The organism is Acinetobacter sp. 1124_18A (assembly GCF_052824995.1).
Genome location: NZ_VTDF01000001.1, coordinates 87,506 through 104,236 on the forward strand (window position 1 = coordinate 87,506; position 16,731 = coordinate 104,236).

General features: G+C 39.0%; 17 protein-coding genes. 14 read left to right on the top strand and 3 right to left on the bottom strand.

Translation table 11 applies throughout. The annotated features are described in order from the left end of the window. The first annotated feature begins 67 nt into the window (after positions 1-67). The 4 genes from fdhD to epmA all read left to right on the top strand — a co-directional run bounded on the left by fdhD (position 68) and on the right by epmA (position 3,541). Positions 68-853, top strand: a complete 786-nt coding sequence (fdhD, locus tag FY048_RS00370) for a formate dehydrogenase accessory sulfurtransferase FdhD (protein ID WP_446089732.1) — start codon at positions 68-70, stop codon at positions 851-853. Between the two features lie 150 nt (positions 854-1,003). Continuing rightward, complete coding sequence (locus FY048_RS00375) at positions 1,004-1,396, top strand: YkvA family protein (protein ID WP_174744009.1); 393 nt, start codon at positions 1,004-1,006, stop codon at positions 1,394-1,396. A 106-nt stretch (positions 1,397-1,502) separates the two neighbouring features. Further along, positions 1,503-2,570 (top strand): 4-phosphoerythronate dehydrogenase, encoded by a 1,068-nt coding sequence (locus FY048_RS00380; protein WP_446089733.1) that lies wholly within the window; start codon positions 1,503-1,505, stop codon positions 2,568-2,570. After that, positions 2,567-3,541: an EF-P lysine aminoacylase EpmA gene (epmA, locus tag FY048_RS00385; protein WP_446089734.1), complete on the top strand. Its 975-nt coding sequence runs from the start codon at positions 2,567-2,569 to the stop codon at positions 3,539-3,541. The genes FY048_RS00380 and epmA overlap by 4 nt, the downstream gene beginning before the upstream one ends. A gap of 59 nt (positions 3,542-3,600) precedes the next feature. On the opposite strand, the gene FY048_RS00390 is transcribed toward epmA, so the two are convergent. Further along, the gene (locus FY048_RS00390) at positions 3,601-4,593 is read right to left on the bottom strand and encodes a Tim44 domain-containing protein (protein WP_446089735.1); all 993 of its coding nucleotides are present in this window, start codon (positions 4,591-4,593) and stop codon (positions 3,601-3,603) included. Positions 4,594-4,675: 82 nt separating this feature from the next. After that, positions 4,676-6,064: a DNA repair protein RadA gene (radA, locus tag FY048_RS00395; protein WP_016137303.1), complete on the bottom strand. Its 1,389-nt coding sequence runs from the start codon at positions 6,062-6,064 to the stop codon at positions 4,676-4,678. A gap of 489 nt (positions 6,065-6,553) precedes the next feature. Here radA and FY048_RS00400 point away from each other — a divergent pair, with 489 nt between their 5' ends. From FY048_RS00400 to FY048_RS00425, 6 genes are all read left to right on the top strand, one after another. Next, positions 6,554-7,960, top strand: a complete 1,407-nt coding sequence (locus FY048_RS00400) for an amino acid permease (protein WP_016137304.1) — start codon at positions 6,554-6,556, stop codon at positions 7,958-7,960. Positions 7,961-8,100: 140 nt separating this feature from the next. Next, complete coding sequence (lptM, locus tag FY048_RS00405) at positions 8,101-8,325, top strand: LPS translocon maturation chaperone LptM (RefSeq protein ID WP_016137305.1); 225 nt, start codon at positions 8,101-8,103, stop codon at positions 8,323-8,325. 22 nt (positions 8,326-8,347) lie between these two features. After that, entirely contained in the window at positions 8,348-9,598 is a 1,251-nt protein-coding gene (lysA, locus tag FY048_RS00410; protein ID WP_446089736.1) for a diaminopimelate decarboxylase, read from the top strand. A 5-nt stretch (positions 9,599-9,603) separates the two neighbouring features. Further along, complete coding sequence (gene dapF, locus FY048_RS00415; protein WP_446089737.1) at positions 9,604-10,449, top strand: diaminopimelate epimerase; 846 nt, start codon at positions 9,604-9,606, stop codon at positions 10,447-10,449. Positions 10,450-10,527: 78 nt separating this feature from the next. Continuing rightward, the gene (locus tag FY048_RS00420; protein WP_446089738.1) at positions 10,528-11,451 is read left to right on the top strand and encodes an ADP-ribosylglycohydrolase family protein; all 924 of its coding nucleotides are present in this window, start codon (positions 10,528-10,530) and stop codon (positions 11,449-11,451) included. A gap of 1 nt (position 11,452) precedes the next feature. Continuing rightward, positions 11,453-12,055: an alpha/beta fold hydrolase gene (locus FY048_RS00425; protein ID WP_446089739.1), complete on the top strand. Its 603-nt coding sequence runs from the start codon at positions 11,453-11,455 to the stop codon at positions 12,053-12,055. 48 nt (positions 12,056-12,103) lie between these two features. Here FY048_RS00425 and FY048_RS00430 read toward each other — a convergent pair whose 3' ends face one another. Further along, a complete protein-coding gene (locus FY048_RS00430; protein WP_446089740.1) occupies positions 12,104-12,727 on the bottom strand; it encodes a LysE family translocator in 624 nt (207 codons plus the stop codon). Positions 12,728-12,901: 174 nt separating this feature from the next. Between FY048_RS00430 and xerA the strand changes: the two genes are divergently transcribed. The 4 genes from xerA (at position 12,902) to FY048_RS00450 (ending at position 16,516) form a co-directional block, all read left to right on the top strand. Continuing rightward, positions 12,902-13,795 (top strand): site-specific tyrosine recombinase/integron integrase, encoded by an 894-nt coding sequence (gene xerA / locus FY048_RS00435; protein ID WP_080547634.1) that lies wholly within the window; start codon positions 12,902-12,904, stop codon positions 13,793-13,795. Next, entirely contained in the window at positions 13,785-14,366 is a 582-nt protein-coding gene (locus FY048_RS00440; protein ID WP_446089741.1) for a phosphohydrolase, read from the top strand. Before xerA ends, FY048_RS00440 begins: the two co-directional genes overlap by 11 nt. A 450-nt stretch (positions 14,367-14,816) precedes the next feature. After that, positions 14,817-15,566, top strand: a complete 750-nt coding sequence (locus FY048_RS00445) for an electron transfer flavoprotein subunit beta/FixA family protein (RefSeq protein ID WP_004643793.1) — start codon at positions 14,817-14,819, stop codon at positions 15,564-15,566. 17 nt (positions 15,567-15,583) lie between these two features. Further along, positions 15,584-16,516: an electron transfer flavoprotein subunit alpha/FixB family protein gene (locus tag FY048_RS00450; RefSeq protein WP_016137313.1), complete on the top strand. Its 933-nt coding sequence runs from the start codon at positions 15,584-15,586 to the stop codon at positions 16,514-16,516. Positions 16,517-16,731 lie beyond the last annotated feature (215 nt).

The following is a 16,731-nucleotide window of genomic DNA, read 5'->3' on the forward strand; positions in this document are numbered from 1 at the left end:
TATTAAAAGTGTAATTCAAACAAATGGCGCTCTAAACAAGCGCCATTTCAAGATAAAGGAAATTATTTTGACACCACATTCTTATGGGGTTGAAACATTACAAGTAAAGCGGTTTAAGAAAACCGAATCTGAAAGTGTTTTAGATAATATTGTTCAAGAGCATCCGATTGCTTTGGTATATAACGGCATTTCTCATGCAGTAATGATGGCAACGCCTACCGATGTGAGTGTGTTCGCTAAAGGTTTTAGTCTGTCCGAAGGAATTTTAACGAGCTTAAAAGAGTTATATGCCATTGAGGTTTATGAAAGTGAACTGGGAATTGAAGTGAATATGACCATTTCATCTCGAGCATTTGCTGCGTTAAAAGAAAGGCGACGGATGTTAGTGGGTCGTACAGGCTGTGGTTTGTGTGGCATTGAAAGTTTGGAGCAGCTTCAGCTCGATATTTCTAAAATTACCATCGAACCTTCCAAAGAGTGGCTCGAACAAATTCCAGTCGCGATTTCTCAATTAAAAGATCAACAAAAAATTACTGCCTTAACAGGTGGTGCTCATGCCGCAGCTTGGGTGGTTCAAGGCAAAATCATGGCTTTATTTGAAGATGTTGGCCGTCACAATGCTTTAGACAAACTACTGGGTTATTTAGCTCAAGAAAACTATGACACCAGTTTGGGTTTTGTTGTCATGACTAGTCGTGCAAGCTACGAATTAATCCGTAAATGCGCTCAGCTTAATATTGGTTTATTGGCTTCAATTTCAGCCCCAACTAGTATGGCAATTCGGCTCGCAAAAATATCTGGCCTAACTTTAGCAAGCTTTTGTCGTGGAGATGATTTCGTTTTATATACATAAAGGTCATGCAAAGAAATATTGATCAGATCAGCTTAAATAAAAAGAATGATTAAACATAAGGGAAATATACATTTCTATTTTGCCTAATTTTAAGTTAAGTACGAGCTTTATACTTTATGATCAGACTTATATCGTTCAGAGTGTGTCCGAGTGGCTTGGTTACAGTCCTTAAAAGATTGGGCAAAACGTCTAAAAAAACAAATTATTATGCTTTGGTTTGCATCGAAGCATCCTCAAATGCCGATATTGCCTAAAATTTTGGCCGTAATTGCTGTTGCCTATGCTTTTAGTCCAATTGATTTAATTCCAGATTTTATTCCTATTTTAGGTTTTGTCGATGACGCTTTAATTTTGCCCATTCTTATTTGGTTAGCGCTTCGTTTTACGCCTAAGCAAGTCATTTTAGATGCAGAACAACAAGCTGATGAATGGCTAGAACAGCAGGAGCGACGACCTCAAAATTATTTGGTCGCTGTGTTAATTATTTTAGTTTGGGTAACGCTAGCGGTAATGGCCTATTTTTATTTTGGCGGCGGTTTGTAAGCCTTAAAAGTGCAAGATATAGAAACGTGAATTTAAAGGCATTAACATTGTGCTTTGCTACAACTCAAAGGATAATAACGTTTTTATAAGCTATGGGTTGCAGACAATGAAAATCGTCGCAGATGAGAATTTGGCATTTACCGATTACTTTTTTTCTGAGTTTGGCGATATTCAACACCATGCGGGACGAACCTTAACGCATGCAGATGTAAAAGATGCAGAAGCATTATTGGTCCGTTCAGTCACTGCGGTGAATGCAAGCTTAATCGAAAATACAGCATTAAAATATGTGGGCAGTGCCACAATCGGTACCGATCATTTAGATATTCCTGCCTTAGAAAAACAAGGCATTACGTGGGCAAATGCCGCAGGCTGTAACGCACAGGCAGTTGCTGAATATGTCATTACCGCTTTACTTCATTTAGATGCGAACCTTTTAGAACAACAAGAAAAATTTACCCTAGGCATTGTGGGGCTTGGAAACGTCGGTAAACGTTTGGCGTATATGGCGCAGTTACTTGGCTGGAACGTGATTGGTTTTGACCCATTTGTGCAGTTAGATACGATTAAAAATGTGAGTTTAGAAACTCTGTTGCAACAAGCAAACGCAATTTCAATTCATGTGCCTTTAACCAAAAATGGTGAACATGCAACATATCATCTTTTTGATGAAAAAGCGTTTGCAGCACTTCAACCGAACACGATTTTAATTAATAGTGCGCGTGGTCCAGTCGTTAAAGAGGCTGCTTTAATCGAAGATATTCAGCGTACTCAGCGTAAAGTTGTGCTCGATGTATTTGAGCATGAACCAGTCATCTCAGAACAGCTTATCGATATGTTGGCTTTAGCAACACCGCATATTGCAGGTTATAGCCTCGAAGGGAAGGCTCGCGGTACGCAAATGATTTATGAAGCGTTCTGCCAAAAGTTTGGGTTTGATATAAATAAACGTTTCGAGACCCAATTGCCTGCATGTGACGACTATTTTTCAAGAAATGATTTAAAAGCAGTGTTAAAGCAAAAACTAGCTCAGATTTATAATATTGCTCAAGATGATGCCAACATCCGTGCCTGCATTAAAGAGGGCAAAGTAGAGCAAAAAGCATTTGATTTATTACGTAAGAATTATCCGCTGCGCCGTGAATGGGCAGCACATGGAGGGCCGCAGGCATGAGCTTAAGTTATCAACCAACTTGTTCAATTGATGCCTTAAAAGCGCGTGCCAAGCTCTATAACCAGATTCGTCAATTTTTTGCTGAACGTGATGTCATGGAAGTGGAAACACCGATTGTTTCACAAGCAGGTGTCACCGATGTGCATTTAGCTTCTGTTCAGGCTTTGCGCCATATCAATGGTAAATTGCAGACTCAATATTTACAGACATCACCTGAGTTTGCCATGAAACGCTTACTTGCAAGTGGTAGTGGGCCGATTTATCAAATCTGTAAGGTTTTCCGAGACGATGAACACGGGCGTAAACACAACAGTGAATTTACCATGCTCGAATGGTACCGTCCGGCTTTTGATCTAAAAGCGTTAATGCATGAAACAGCTGATTTATTGCAAACTTGCTTGCAGCATCGATTTGGCGAAGTTCGACCGTTTATTCTAAGTTATAAGCATGCCTTTCAAGATCGTCTCGACATTAATCCATTGCAAGCAACGTTGAAGCAACTCAAAGATACGGCAAATCGGGTGGGATTAAACCTCGATTTAGGTGATGACCGCTTAGCTTATATCGATTTGTTATTTTCGCATTTTGTTGAACCAAGTTTAGGGTTTGATGCTCCAGTCTTTTTGACCGACTTTCCACCAGAAATGGCATCTTTGGCTAAAGTAAAAGTAGATGAAGATGGCGAAGAGGTGGCGGCACGTTTTGAGGTTTATATTGAAGGTTTAGAGCTTGCAAATGCTTACGATGAATTGCTTGATGCAGATGTGTTACGCTCACGCTTTGAAGTAGACAATGCAGAACGGGCTAAGCAAGGCCTTCATGTCATGCCTTTAGATGAACACTTGTTAGCAGCTTTACCTCACATGCCTGAATGTTCAGGAATTGCTTTAGGGGTAGACCGCTTACTCATGGTTGCAATGGATCAGGTTAAAATTGAAAAAGTCATTACCTTTCCAGCAGAAATTGCTTAAAAACTGACAAATAAAAAAAGCCACAATATTGTGGCTTTTTTATTGAGGGTTTATTTAGCTTAAGCTTGTTGAATACCTGCAACAACCCAGTCTTGTTGAGAGCCAGCAGGCTTAACAAAGTGCCAGATTTCAGTAAATGGTTGTGGCAAGCTGTTTAAATCTTCACTCACAGTACCAGTGAAACGTACGCTTACAACGTATTGACCATTTTCAGTCGCACTGTCTACAACCATCGCATTCAGATTGCTAAATTCAGCAACGTCTTGATCTTGGTTTTCCATGATGTCGTTATACATAGAACTATAAAGTTCTGGTGTTAAGTAACGGCGAATTTCTTCAATGTTACTTGCAGTATTCATCGACTGGATGTGATTAAAACGTTGACGTGCAATACGTAAGAAAGCAGCAGGTTCACTACCATCTGGAAGTTGATTGCCATTGCTCGTTGTTGCACTACCAAAAGGAGCTTGAGTTACTGCACCGCCACCAACAGATTGACCAAAGATGTTTGTATTATCTCCAGCGTTACGTGGTGTCGCTTGTGGTGCAGCAGAACGGCCAAATGGGTTTTGACCGTCATTATTTGGTGCGTAAGGATTATTACCCGCTAATTTTTTTTTTGCGCCCAATTTGCGAAACACAAAAAAGGCTAAAGCTGCTGCAAGTAATACCCAAAGCCAGCTAGGAATTCCACCTTTTTTCTCTTCTTGTTGCGCTTGAGCAGCTTGTTCTGTTCCAGCTTGAGTTGCTTGATGTTCAGTTGATGTTGGTTTGTCATCAGCTAAAGCATTTGCTGCAACAGCACCTACGGCAGCACCAGCCACACCAGCTGCAACCATTGAACCAACACCCGGACCTGATCTTTGAGGTGCAGTAGCAGGTTGTTGAGCAGGAGTCACTTGACGAGGTTGTTGATAAGACTGGCTTGAAGTAGAAGAGCGTGCCATACCGTGGCTTTTACCACCACCTGCACGTTTAGCTTCAGCAAGAGGCGAAATTGCTAAAGCAGCCATTAAAATACCGGTAATCAAGCCACGCTGGTGTACTTCCATAGGAAATTCCTGTCTAAAATTAAATTGTAATAGTATTTATGAAGGTATTTACGCTAAATTTCAACCATAAAAGTATGTTTTTTTATGTCAATTCATCACTGAGTTGCATTGCTTCAGTCAATGCTTCATGCAGACGGGCAACCGCAATGACTTGTACGCCTGGAATTGCTTTTTGCGGCGCATTACCTCTTGGCAAAATGACATACTTAAAGCCATGTTTTGCAGCTTCTTTTAAACGCTCTTGACCATTTGGTACAGGACGAATTTCACCAGAAAGACCAACTTCTCCAAAAACTGCGAGTTGTTGAGGCAAAGCTTTAGTCCGTAAACTTGAAGCACATGCTAACAAAACTGCTAAGTCTGAACCTGTTTCGGTAATTTTTAAGCCACCCACAATGTTCACATAGACGTCTTGACCTGTGGTTTGAACACCACCATGACGATGCATTACAGCAAGCAGCATGTTTAAACGGTTTTGGTCAAGACCCAATGCGACGCGACGTGGTTGTCCTTGAGCATCATCAACTAAGGCTTGGACTTCGACCAAAAGAGGACGAGTTCCTTCACGGCTAATCATGACAATTGAACCGGGAATCGCTTCATCATAACGACTCAAGAAAATGGCAGAAGGGTTAGCAACTTCACGTAAGCCCTTATCTGTCATGGCAAATACACCCAGTTCATTCACCGCACCAAAACGGTTTTTAACTGCACGAATCATTCGATAGCGCGAATCTGACTGACCTTCAAAGTAAAGTACACAATCCACCATGTGTTCTAAAACACGTGGACCTGCCAGTGCACCTTCTTTGGTCACATGACCAACAAGAAATAGCGCTGTGCCACTATTTTTTGCATAACGCGTCAGTAAAGCAGCAGATTCACGAATTTGTGAAACACCGCCCGGTGCCGATTGGAGCGTTTCCGTATAAAGCGTTTGGATCGAATCTAAGATAGCCACGACAGGTTTTTCTTGTTCTAAGACTTCGCAAATTCGTTCTACGCAGGTTTCGGCCATGACTTTTAACTGGTCGGTAGGCAAGTCAAGTCGTTGAGCACGAAGTGCAACCTGAGATAAAGACTCTTCGCCAGTAATATAAAGTGCAGAGCTTTTTGCACTTGCCATATGGGTTGCTGTTTGCAAAAGAATGGTCGATTTACCAATACCGGGGTCACCACCAATCAAGACAACAGAACCTGTAACTAAGCCTCCGCCAAGTACGCGGTCAAATTCGCTGATGCCAGTCTGTAAGCGGGTTTCATGCGAAAAAGTGACTTTATTTAACGTTGTAATATTTGCAGCTTGGCCTGCATAGCCGCCATTTTTTGGTCGTGCTCGGTGAGCAGTGGTAGGCTCAAGTTTGACTTCAGTCAAAGAATTCCATTCACCACACTCTGAACATTGACCTGCCCATTTAAGGTGGTCAGCACCACATTGTTCGCAACGGTAAACAGTTTTGACTTTGCTCATATTCGACTTCAGTTAAAAACTTCTAAATTATTAGTAGAAACAGAGTATATCAAAACCAAAATAGAGAATCAGTTTTGAAGTGGAATACATTTTGCTTAATTTAAAACAACGAAAATATTAGGTCATTGTCATGTGTTAGATAATTTAAAAGATTAAGGTCGAGAAGGGGTATTTTTTAATAAACAGATGAAGGACTGAAATGAAATTGAACATTAGAAAAACGGGCAATCGAGTCGTCTTTTTAATTTAAAAATCAGACAAGTTCAAGTCATGTTTGTAGACCGTAAAGTGCGTTGTATTGCTATGGGCTTGTGCGTATTATCGGATTTAATTGTATGTAGCTTGAAATCATCAGCAATACAGATAAAAATCAGTTAGCTGAAAAATTGTCAAAAAATATACATTTAAAAGATACCTGCAAATGGTGCGATATCGTCTTTTTGATTTTAGCTAACGGACTAAAAAAAATTACTGGAGTGTATTGATAAGATGTCGAATCAAAATCTGAGTGAGTCTCATGAACAAGGTGAGCTCCATCGTAGCCTCTCAAATCGGCATTTACAGCTGATCGCGATTGGCGGTGCAATTGGTACGGGATTGTTTATGGGATCAGGCAAAACCATTAGTCTTGCTGGCCCCTCAATCTTATTCATTTACCTGATCATTGGTGTGATGGTGTTTTTTGTCATGCGTGCGCTTGGCGAATTACTTCTTTCAAATCTTGCCTATAAATCATTTATTGATTTCACAACAGATTTAATTGGCCCATGGGCAGGTTATTTTGTCGGTTGGACCTATTGGCTGTGTTGGATCACCATTGGTATTGCCGATCTTTCTGCAATTATCTATTACTTACAATTCTTCAATAATGGTCTACCTTTCTCACCTGTCGAAGGTGCCATGATCAGTGTTGCAGCCATCGTATTCATTATGGGTTTGAACTTGTTAACAGTTCGCCTGTTTGGTGAATTAGAGTTTTGGTTTGCACTTATCAAAATCCTAGCAATCATTATTTTAATTGCTGTGGGTCTATGGATGATCTTTACGGGCTTTACCTCGACTACAGGTGAAGTTGCTTCATTTACTCATTTGTGGGCAAATGGCGGTTTCTTCCCGACAGGTGTGCATGGCTTCTTGGCAGGTTTCCAGATTGCGATTTTTGCTTTCGTTGGTGTAGAGCTTGTTGGAACAACGGCTGCGGAAACTAAAGATCCTGAACGTAATTTGCCTAAAGCAATTAACTCAATTCCAATTCGTATCATTATTTTCTATGTGCTCGCATTAGTTATTGTAATGTCTGTAACACCATGGAATCGAATTGATCCAGCGATCAGCCCATTTGTAAACTTGTTTAGTCAAGCAGGTGTTGCAGCAGCAGCAATCTTAATGAACTTGGTTGTGTTGTCATCAGTAATGTCATCAATGAACAGTGGCGTGTTTTCAACAAGCCGTATGTTGTTTGGTCTATCTCGTGAAGATCAGGGACCAAAAGCTTTTGGTAAATTGAACAGACGTGCAGTACCTGCAAATGCATTGTATTTCTCTGCTGCGTGTTTATTGTTAGGTGCGGCATTACAATATTTTGTACCAAATACCGTTGAGGCGTTTACGCTTGCAACAACACTTTCAACGATTCTGTTCATTTGCGTGTGGTTACTGATTATTTGGAGTTATATCCGTTATTACACTACGCGTCCTGAACTACATGCAAAATCAACATTTAAATTACCGGGCGGCCTATTTACATGTTGGATCACGATTATTTTCTTTATTGGTATGATTTACGTGTTGTCTTTAGAGCCAGATACGTTTAAAGCGCTTAAAGTCAGCCCAATTTGGTTTGTTATCTTGATCATTGGTTATTTCTTCTTCTATAAACCGCGTCATAAAAAATAATTAAATTTATTTGGTTATGATCAAACGCCAGCTTTAAAGCTGGCGTTTTTTATGCATATTGTTTTTCTCTTTAAGTTTACTCTTTAGCCGCTTGCATGATCACGGTATACTGCATCGAATTGTTTAAATCAGGTGCTCAGATGCGTCGTGTCATTTGCCTCATCAGTTTATTGAGCAGCAGTGTTTTGCTTAGTGCTTGTGGTCAGTCAGGAGTATTACAACTACCTTCTGATCCAAATTATGACAAACGTGCAAAATACTTGCTCTATCGTAATAAAGAACCAAAACAAGCTGTGCAACAGGATGAACAAGCTGATCAGTCAGTTGAATCATCATCAGTTCCAACCCAAACAACATCACCTTAAGCTTTGAAATAAGGACACATTCATGAGTTTCACTCGCATTAATGGAGTATTGCATGCAGAGCAATGTTCTCTGGAGCAGCTTGCGCAGCAATTTGGCACACCTTTGTATGTTTATTCAAAAGCAGCTTTTGAAAAACATTACTTAGATATGGATCGTGCTTTTGACTTTATTGATCATCAAATCTGTTTTGCGGTGAAATCTAACTCAAATTTAGCTGTTCTTAATGTATTGGCAAAACTTGGTGCTGGTTTTGATATCGTATCTGGTGGTGAGCTTGCACGTGTTTTAAAAGCGGGTGGAGATGCATCTAAAGTTGTTTTTTCGGGTTTAGGTAAAACCGAAGTCGATATCGAAACATCTTTAAATGTAGGCATTGCTTGCTTTAACGTAGAGTCTTATGCGGAACTAGATCGACTTCAAAAAGTTGCAGCTCGTCTAGGCAAAAAAGCGCCGATTTCTTTACGTGTAAATCCAGACGTAGATGCAAAAACACATCCTTATATTTCAACAGGTCTTAAAGAAAATAAATTTGGTATTCCAAGTGATACCGTTTATGAAACCTATCAATATGCTGCATCTTTACCAAACCTTGAGATTATTGGAATCGACTGCCACATTGGTTCGCAATTAACCGAGACTAAACCATTCGTTGATGCTTTAGATCGTGTCATGTTGATGATCGAAGAATTAAAAAAACTTGGTATCAATCTTAAACACATTGATATCGGTGGTGGTTTAGGTGTTTGTTATAAAGATGAAACGCCGCCAAGTGTTGAAGAATATGCGAACTCAATGAAACCTGCTTTAGAAAAGCTAGGTCTTAAAGTTTATATGGAACCGGGCCGTAGCATTAGTGCAAATGCAGGTGTGCTTTTAGCCAAAGTTGATTTGCTCAAGCCAACGACTCACCGCAACTTTGCTATTATTGATGCTGCAATGAATGATTTGATCCGCCCTGCATTATATGAAGCGTGGATGGATATCCAACCTGTGGTACCAAGTTCAGATACTGAAGAAAAAACTTGGGATCTTGTTGGCGCAATCTGTGAGACAGGTGATTTCATTGGTAAAGATCGCTCATTGGCTTTAAAAGAAAATGACTTGTTAGCTGTTCTCGGTGCTGGTGCTTATGGTTTTGTAATGAGTTCAAATTACAATACACGTGGACGTGCTGCAGAAGTGATGGTGTCTGGCGATAAAGCACATTTGATTCGTGAGCGTGAAACAGTTGAATCCCTTTGGGAAAAAGAAAGTTTATTGCCGGAGGAGTAAATGAAATGTTGTTAGAATTTACTAAAATGCATGGCCTAGGCAATGACTTTATGGTGGTTGATCTGATTAGCCAACGTGCTTATTTAGATACAGAAACAATTCAACGCTTAGCTGACCGTCATTTTGGTATTGGTTTTGATCAGCTATTGATTGTTGAACCACCAGATTTACCAGAAGCAGATTTTAAATATCGTATTTTTAATGCTGATGGTTCTGAAGTTGAACAGTGTGGTAACGGTGTCCGTTGTTTTGCTCGTTTTGTACATGAACGTCATTTAACAAGCAAAACCAATATTACTGTTCAAACCAAAGCAGGTATTGTAAAGCCAGAACTCGGGCAAAATGGTTGGGTACGTGTGAATATGGGTTACCCAAAATTTTTACCAAATGAAATTCCATTTGTTGCTGAACAACCAGAAGCTTTATATACACTTGAGTTAGCCAATGACCAAAACATTAGTATTGATGTGGTCAACATGGGCAATCCTCACGCCGTAACGATTGTTCCAGATGTACTCACAGCAGATATTGCTGGTATTGGTCCACAAGTTGAGTCACATAAACGTTTCCCTGAGCGTGTGAATGCTGGTTTTATGCAAGTAATTGATGAAAACCATGTGCGCCTTCGTGTATTTGAACGTGGTGTAGGTGAAACACTTGCATGTGGTACAGGGGCTTGTGCTGCTGCGGTAAGTGGCATGCGCCGTGGCTTACTTGCTAATTCTGTAGAAGTTGAATTGGCTGGCGGTAAGCTGCAAATCGAATGGCAAGAAGGCGATGTGGTCTGGATGACTGGTCCAACAACCCATGTGTATGATGGGCGTTTGGATTTACGTTATTTCCAAGGCTAAATTAGATTTGTCTTAGGGGAAAGGACTTAAAATAAGGCCTTTCCCCTTATTTTTATAAGAATAAATATTGAGAGAAAAATGCAAAATAGAATTAAAGGAGCAATTTATGGTTTGCTGATTGGTGATGCAGTCGGTGTACCTTATGAATTTCATTCAGCGTCACAGCTCCCACCTTATTCGCATATTGATATGATTCCACCTAAAAATTTTAGGCGAACTTATCCCGATATTCCAATTGGAACATGGTCAGATGATGGAGCCCAGACACTGTGCTTATTAGCATCACTATTGTATTGTCAAAAACTCGATAGTATCGATTTTGCTAACCGTCTTCGCAATTGGTACCGTTATGGTTATATGGCGGTTGATTATCAAGTGTTTGATATTGGTGTACAAACTGCTCAGGCGTTAAAACGTTATGAAGCTGGAGTGTCTATAGAAGAGATAGCGAATACAGATGAACATTCGAATGGTAATGGAGCGTTGATGCGCACATTACCTTTGACATTATGGCATAGGGGATCAGATCAGCAATTAGTTGAGTTAGCCTATCAGCAGTCCCATTTGACCCATGCTCATCTCCGATCAAAAATTTGTTGTGCATTATATTGCTTATGGGCAAAAAATTTATTGAAAGGACAATCAGTTAATGATGCTTGGAAATCTAGTATTTCAATACTGATGCAACTTTATAAAAATAGTGTTAATGAACAACAAGAACTCGATAATATTCTTGATTCAACACATGAGAAAAAAATATCAGGCAGTGGTTACGTAGTAGATTGTTTACATTCAGCCCGTTTTGCTCTGCAACAAGATAGTTATCAAGACGTCATTAAAACAGCTATTGCTTTAGGACAAGATACTGATACAACCGCTTGTGTTGCAGGAGGATTGGCAGGAATTGTGTTTGGATATGAAGGGATTCCTGAAATATGGTTACAGCAGTTAAGAGGGAAAGAAATGCTTGAACCATTATTAAAACAATTAGAAGAAGCATGACATGAATTTAATTTTCTTACCTGGTGCATCAGGCAGTACGACTTTTTGGCATCCCTTAATTGAAAAACTACCTCAGCAGTATCATACAAAAATTATTGGTTATCCTGGCTTTGGAGATACACCAGAATCTGTAGAGGTCAAAAATTTTGAAGACTTAACAAACTATGTTCTTAATCAAATTAATGATGAGTCTGTAATTATTGCTCAATCTATGGGAGGAATTTTTGCTGTTGCCGCAGCGTTGCAAAAACCTCAACTGGTTAAAGGGCTAGTCTTGATTGCAACTTCCGGTGGAATCGATCTCTCTGCATTTAATATTCAAGATTGGCGTGAAGCATATCGCCAAGCCTTTTTAAAATATCCAGATTGGTTTATTACTACCAATATTAACTATGAAGAATTTTTGTCAGATATAAGCGTCGAAACTTTACTAATTTGGGGCGACCAAGATCCAGTGAGTCCAGTTGAAGTGGGAACATACTTAAATCAGATATTTAAAAGTTCAACATTGCATATTGTTAAAGGGGGAGATCATCAGTTGGCGGAAAAATATGCCGATGAAGTTGCAATCCAAATAAAAGACTATTTAAAAAAGCTGAAGTAACTCTTTAAGTTATATTAAGCGTGCTAGATGTCAGCACGCTTTTTAGATTTACTTTTTGCTCAAAGCCAATTTCAAAGCAAACAACACAAAAATACTGCCTGTAATACGGTCCATATATTTCACAAATTTAGGTTGCTTTAGATAACGTGACAGTGGTTGCATGGCCAAAATTAATAGAGTTGACCATAACATTCCAATTACTACATGAATCATCACAAGCCCCATGACCCAAGTAACAGCTGATGCTTGAGGTGGAATAAATTGGGGAAGAAATGAAATATAAAAAATGCCGACTTTAGGATTAAGTAAATTACCCAAAAAACCTTTAATGAACCAATTCTGCGAAGTAGCCTTATTTGAATTACTCCCTTGCATGTCTGCAAGTTGACTACGCGGTTTTAAAATCATATTCAAACCCAGCCATGCAAGATAAACGGCCCCCATCCATTTCAATATATTAAAAGCTAAATCAGAAGCCATGAGCAAAGCACCCAGACCGCAAGCAACCACAATTCCCCATGCAATACAGCCAAGGCTAATGCCTACAGCTGCTTGGAATGCTTTGGATTTACCTTCAATTGTAGCGGTACGAATAATTAAAGTCGTATCTAGACCAGGGGTAAGCGTAAGTAAGGTAATTGCAAGTAGATAGGGTATGAGTATGGTGGTCATGGCAGCAAGGTTTCGACAAATACTTGAGCTAAAGTGTAATACATATATAAGGTAGTTAGTTGTTATGCTGTACGATCTCAATTTTCCTGATCAACTACTTTTTGGTACACTGAAAAAAATAAAATGAGCAAATAAATGGAGAGCAATTTGGATTTTGCATTACAACTGCTCTCAATGTGGTTAAAAGAAAGAAAAATTCAGAACCAGTCTGAGCATACGATTACTGCTTATGAAAGAGATGTTAAAAGCTTTCTTGAGTTTTGTGATCTCAAACAAATTGATTTAAGAAATGTTGAAGCTTCAGATTTACGTGAATATTTGGCCCAGCGTGTTGAGCAGGACCAGTTAAGTTCAAGCAGTATGCAGCGTCATCTCACTTCCATTCGCCAGTTCATGAAATGGGCAGAACAAGGAAAATATCTAGAAATTAATCCTACTGATGATTTTAAGCTCAAACGTCAGCCTAGACCTTTGCCCGGTATGATCGACATAGAAACGGTTAATCAGATTTTAGATCAACCTATGCCTGAAAAACCGGTTGATCAGCAACTGTGGTTACGTGATAAAGCCATGCTCGAGTTACTTTACTCAAGTGGTTTGCGTCTGGCTGAACTGCAAGGTTTAACAATTAAAGATATAGATTTTAACCGTCAACTGGTACGTATTACGGGTAAAGGAAATAAAACCCGTATTGTACCGTTTGGAAAAAAGGCGAAAGAAAGCCTATTGAATTGGCTAAAAATTTACAAAATCTGGAAAGGCCATTTTGATCAAAATGCTTTTGTTTTTATTTCTCAAAGAGGTGGCGTGTTAACCCCGCGACAAATAGAAAAACGTGTAAAGCTTCAGGCGCAAAGAGCCGGTGTAAATGTAGATTTGCATCCTCATTTATTACGACATTGTTTTGCAAGCCATATGTTATCAAGTAGTGGTGATTTGCGATCAGTACAAGAAATGTTAGGCCACAGTAATTTGTCTACGACACAAATTTATACGCATATCGATTTTGATCATTTGGCACAAGTCTATGATCGAGCTCATCCGAGAGCACAAAAGAATGAACACTAAACAAGGTTTGATTTTATCACTTGATCAAGATGCATTTAGGCAATGTAGTATCTTGATTGAGACAATTTTACAGGAATATCAAACTACTATTAAGGCTGATTATCAAGGCTACTTAAATCACTGTAAACGTGTGGCAGCATGCTGTCTAATATTAAGCCAAGAGAGTAGTGAAGAAACTATACAGAAAATAGCGATTGCAGTTGCTTTTCATGATATTGGGATATGGACAAGTAAAACAATTGATTATTTAGAGCCATCAGTCACAGTGATGTTAAATTATCTAACCTTGCATCGATTATTAGATTGGCAAATAGAAATAACATTGATGATTACAGAACATCATAAATTAACAACGACAAAGTGTTCAGAATATCCATTGGTTGAATATTTTAGACAAGCTGACTATGCAGATTTTTCTTTAGGCTTATTACGTTCAGATATTCCAAAAAGTGAGTTTAAAAAGCTAACGCGTCAATATCCAAACGCTGGATTCCATAAAACGCTAGTTTATTTAGGATTAAAACGCTTTTTTCAAAAGCCTTGGAGTCCTTTACCTATGTTTAAATGGTAACTTAATATTTTGTTTTTAATAGAAATATATGCTGAGAAATTAAATGATTAGCAGTAAATGGCTTTTTAATTTGTTCAATATTTATTTTATGGATGTTCTTACCTAATTGCCAGTTTTTCAGAGTAGCTTGAGTACTTTCATTGAGTGAAGAAATGATGTTTTTGTTGTTTTTTTATTCATTAAAATTGAAGGGTTTTAATCTATCGTATTTGTTAAAATATCAAGAAATTCAAGGTTTAAAATTTGTTTGGCTTATTTGCTAAATTCATTGAGCGAATAAGCAATTTGAATTAGTGAACTGGGCATTTCATCTTTTTTATAGCAGTAGCGAAAATTGTGACTTGACCGAAATGCCAAACACATTGCAAGATAGGGTACCTAAAAAATTTTAATTGAAGAGTTAATATACTTTTCTCAACATTTACTTTTGCTAGAACAGCCGAGGATTACATGAAGGCTCTTGTTGCTGTAAAACGCGTGGTTGATGCCAACGTCAAAGTTCGTGTTAAGCCGGACAATAGTGGGGTTGACTTAACTAACGTTAAAATGTCAATTAACCCATTTTGTGAAATCGCAGTGGAAGAAGCGGTTCGCTTAAAAGAAAAAGGAACAGTATCAGAAATCGTTGTTGTTTCTGTTGGTCCTAAAGAAGCTCAAGAACAAATCCGTTCTGCAATGGCTTTGGGTGCAGACCGCGGTATTTTAGTTGAAACTACTGATGAAATTGGCGCTTTAGAAGTTGCTAAAATTTTAAAAGGTATTGTTGACGCTGAAAAACCAGAACTTATCCTTCTTGGTAAACAAGCAATTGATGATGACTCTAACCAAGTCGGTCAAATGCTTGGCGCATTATTAGGTGCGGGCCAAGGTACATTCGCTTCTGAAGTGAAAGTTGATGGCGGCAAAGTACAAGTAACTCGTGAAGTTGACGGTGGTTTACAAACTGTTGAACTGGCACTTCCAGCAATCATTACAACTGACTTGCGTTTGAATGAGCCACGTTATGCAGCATTGCCTAACATCATGAAAGCTCGTAAGAAGCCACTTGATACTAAATCTCCTGCTGATTATGGCGTTACAGCTGGTACTAAGCTTAAAACTGTTAAAGTTGAAGCTCCAGCAGAACGTAAAGCTGGCGTACAAGTGAAATCTGTAGATGAGCTTGTTGAAAAATTGAAAAATGAAGCGAAAGTGATCTAATACGGAAGGATAAAATCATGAGTATTTTAGTTATCGCTGATCACAACAACCAAGTACTTAACGGTGCTACTTTAAACGTTGTTGCTGCAGCACAAAAAATCGGTGGTGATATTACTGTATTAGTTGCTGGTTCTGGTGCTCAGGCAGTTGCTGATGCTGCTGCTAAAGTTGCTGGCGTAAGCAAGGTTTTACTTGCTGACAATGCTGCTTATGCAAACCAGTTAGCTGAAAACGTAGCTGCTTTAGTTGCTGATTTGGCTAAAGGTTACAAATACGTATTAGCTGCTTCTACAACGACTGGTAAGAACATTCTTCCACGTGTTGCTGCTCTTCTTGATGTAAGCATGATTACAGACATTATTTCTGTTGAATCTGCGAATACATTCAAGCGTCCGATCTATGCAGGTAACGCGATTGCGACTGTTCAATCTGACGAAGCAATCATTGTTGGTACAGTTCGTGGTACAGCATTTGATCCAGTAGCTGCTGAAGGTGGTTCTGCTGCGGTTGAAGCAGTAAGTGAAGCGAAAGATGCAGGTATTTCTAACTTCGTATCTGAAGAAATCGTGAAACTTGATCGTCCTGAATTAACAGCTGCTCGTATTGTTGTTTCTGGTGGTCGTGGTGTAGGTTCTGGTGAGAACTACCATAAAGTACTTGATCCATTAGCTGACAAGCTTGGTGCAGCACAAGGTGCTTCACGTGCGGCAGTTGATGCAGGCTTCGTACCTAACGACTTCCAGGTTGGACAAACTGGTAAGATCGTTGCACCTGACCTTTATGTTGCTGTAGGTATTTCTGGTGCGATCCAGCATTTAGCTGGTATGAAAGATTCTAAAGTTATTGTTGCAATCAACAAAGACGAAGAAGCGCCAATCAACAGCGTTGCTGACTACTGGTTAGTTGGTGATTTGAACACTGTAGTACCAGAATTGGTATCTAAACTTTAATCTTCATTGATTAAAGTCGAAAAACCCTTAGTTTTTACTAAGGGTTTTTTATTGTAGGAATGAATAACTTAAAGGCTAAATTAGATTTGTTATCTCATTTTGGGTTTGATTTTTATAGAATAAAAATCACATAGTTTTAATATGGTGAACCTATGCTCATTACAGCGATATGATAAGAATAATATGCAATTAAATTATACAAATATCACCAGATA

What these genes read in the sequence shown, in the direction of transcription:
- radA (WP_016137303.1), bottom strand. Translation starts at nt 6,064, where the DNA reads ATGAGCAAAGTCAAAACTGTTTACCGTTGCGAACAATGTGGTGCTGAC.
- FY048_RS00400 (WP_016137304.1), top strand. Translation starts at nt 6,554, where the DNA reads ATGTCGAATCAAAATCTGAGTGAGTCTCATGAACAAGGTGAGCTCCAT.
- FY048_RS00380 (WP_446089733.1), top strand. Translation starts at nt 1,503, where the DNA reads ATGAAAATCGTCGCAGATGAGAATTTGGCATTTACCGATTACTTTTTT.
- FY048_RS00420 (WP_446089738.1), top strand. Translation starts at nt 10,528, where the DNA reads ATGCAAAATAGAATTAAAGGAGCAATTTATGGTTTGCTGATTGGTGAT.
- FY048_RS00450 (WP_016137313.1), top strand. Translation starts at nt 15,584, where the DNA reads ATGAGTATTTTAGTTATCGCTGATCACAACAACCAAGTACTTAACGGT.
- FY048_RS00430 (WP_446089740.1), bottom strand. Translation starts at nt 12,727, where the DNA reads ATGACCACCATACTCATACCCTATCTACTTGCAATTACCTTACTTACG.
- dapF (WP_446089737.1), top strand. Translation starts at nt 9,604, where the DNA reads ATGTTGTTAGAATTTACTAAAATGCATGGCCTAGGCAATGACTTTATG.
- FY048_RS00440 (WP_446089741.1), top strand. Translation starts at nt 13,785, where the DNA reads ATGAACACTAAACAAGGTTTGATTTTATCACTTGATCAAGATGCATTT.
- FY048_RS00425 (WP_446089739.1), top strand. Translation starts at nt 11,453, where the DNA reads ATGAATTTAATTTTCTTACCTGGTGCATCAGGCAGTACGACTTTTTGG.
- xerA (WP_080547634.1), top strand. Translation starts at nt 12,902, where the DNA reads ATGTGGTTAAAAGAAAGAAAAATTCAGAACCAGTCTGAGCATACGATT.
- lysA (WP_446089736.1), top strand. Translation starts at nt 8,348, where the DNA reads ATGAGTTTCACTCGCATTAATGGAGTATTGCATGCAGAGCAATGTTCT.
- lptM (WP_016137305.1), top strand. Translation starts at nt 8,101, where the DNA reads ATGCGTCGTGTCATTTGCCTCATCAGTTTATTGAGCAGCAGTGTTTTG.
- FY048_RS00445 (WP_004643793.1), top strand. Translation starts at nt 14,817, where the DNA reads ATGAAGGCTCTTGTTGCTGTAAAACGCGTGGTTGATGCCAACGTCAAA.
- FY048_RS00390 (WP_446089735.1), bottom strand. Translation starts at nt 4,593, where the DNA reads ATGGAAGTACACCAGCGTGGCTTGATTACCGGTATTTTAATGGCTGCT.
- epmA (WP_446089734.1), top strand. Translation starts at nt 2,567, where the DNA reads ATGAGCTTAAGTTATCAACCAACTTGTTCAATTGATGCCTTAAAAGCG.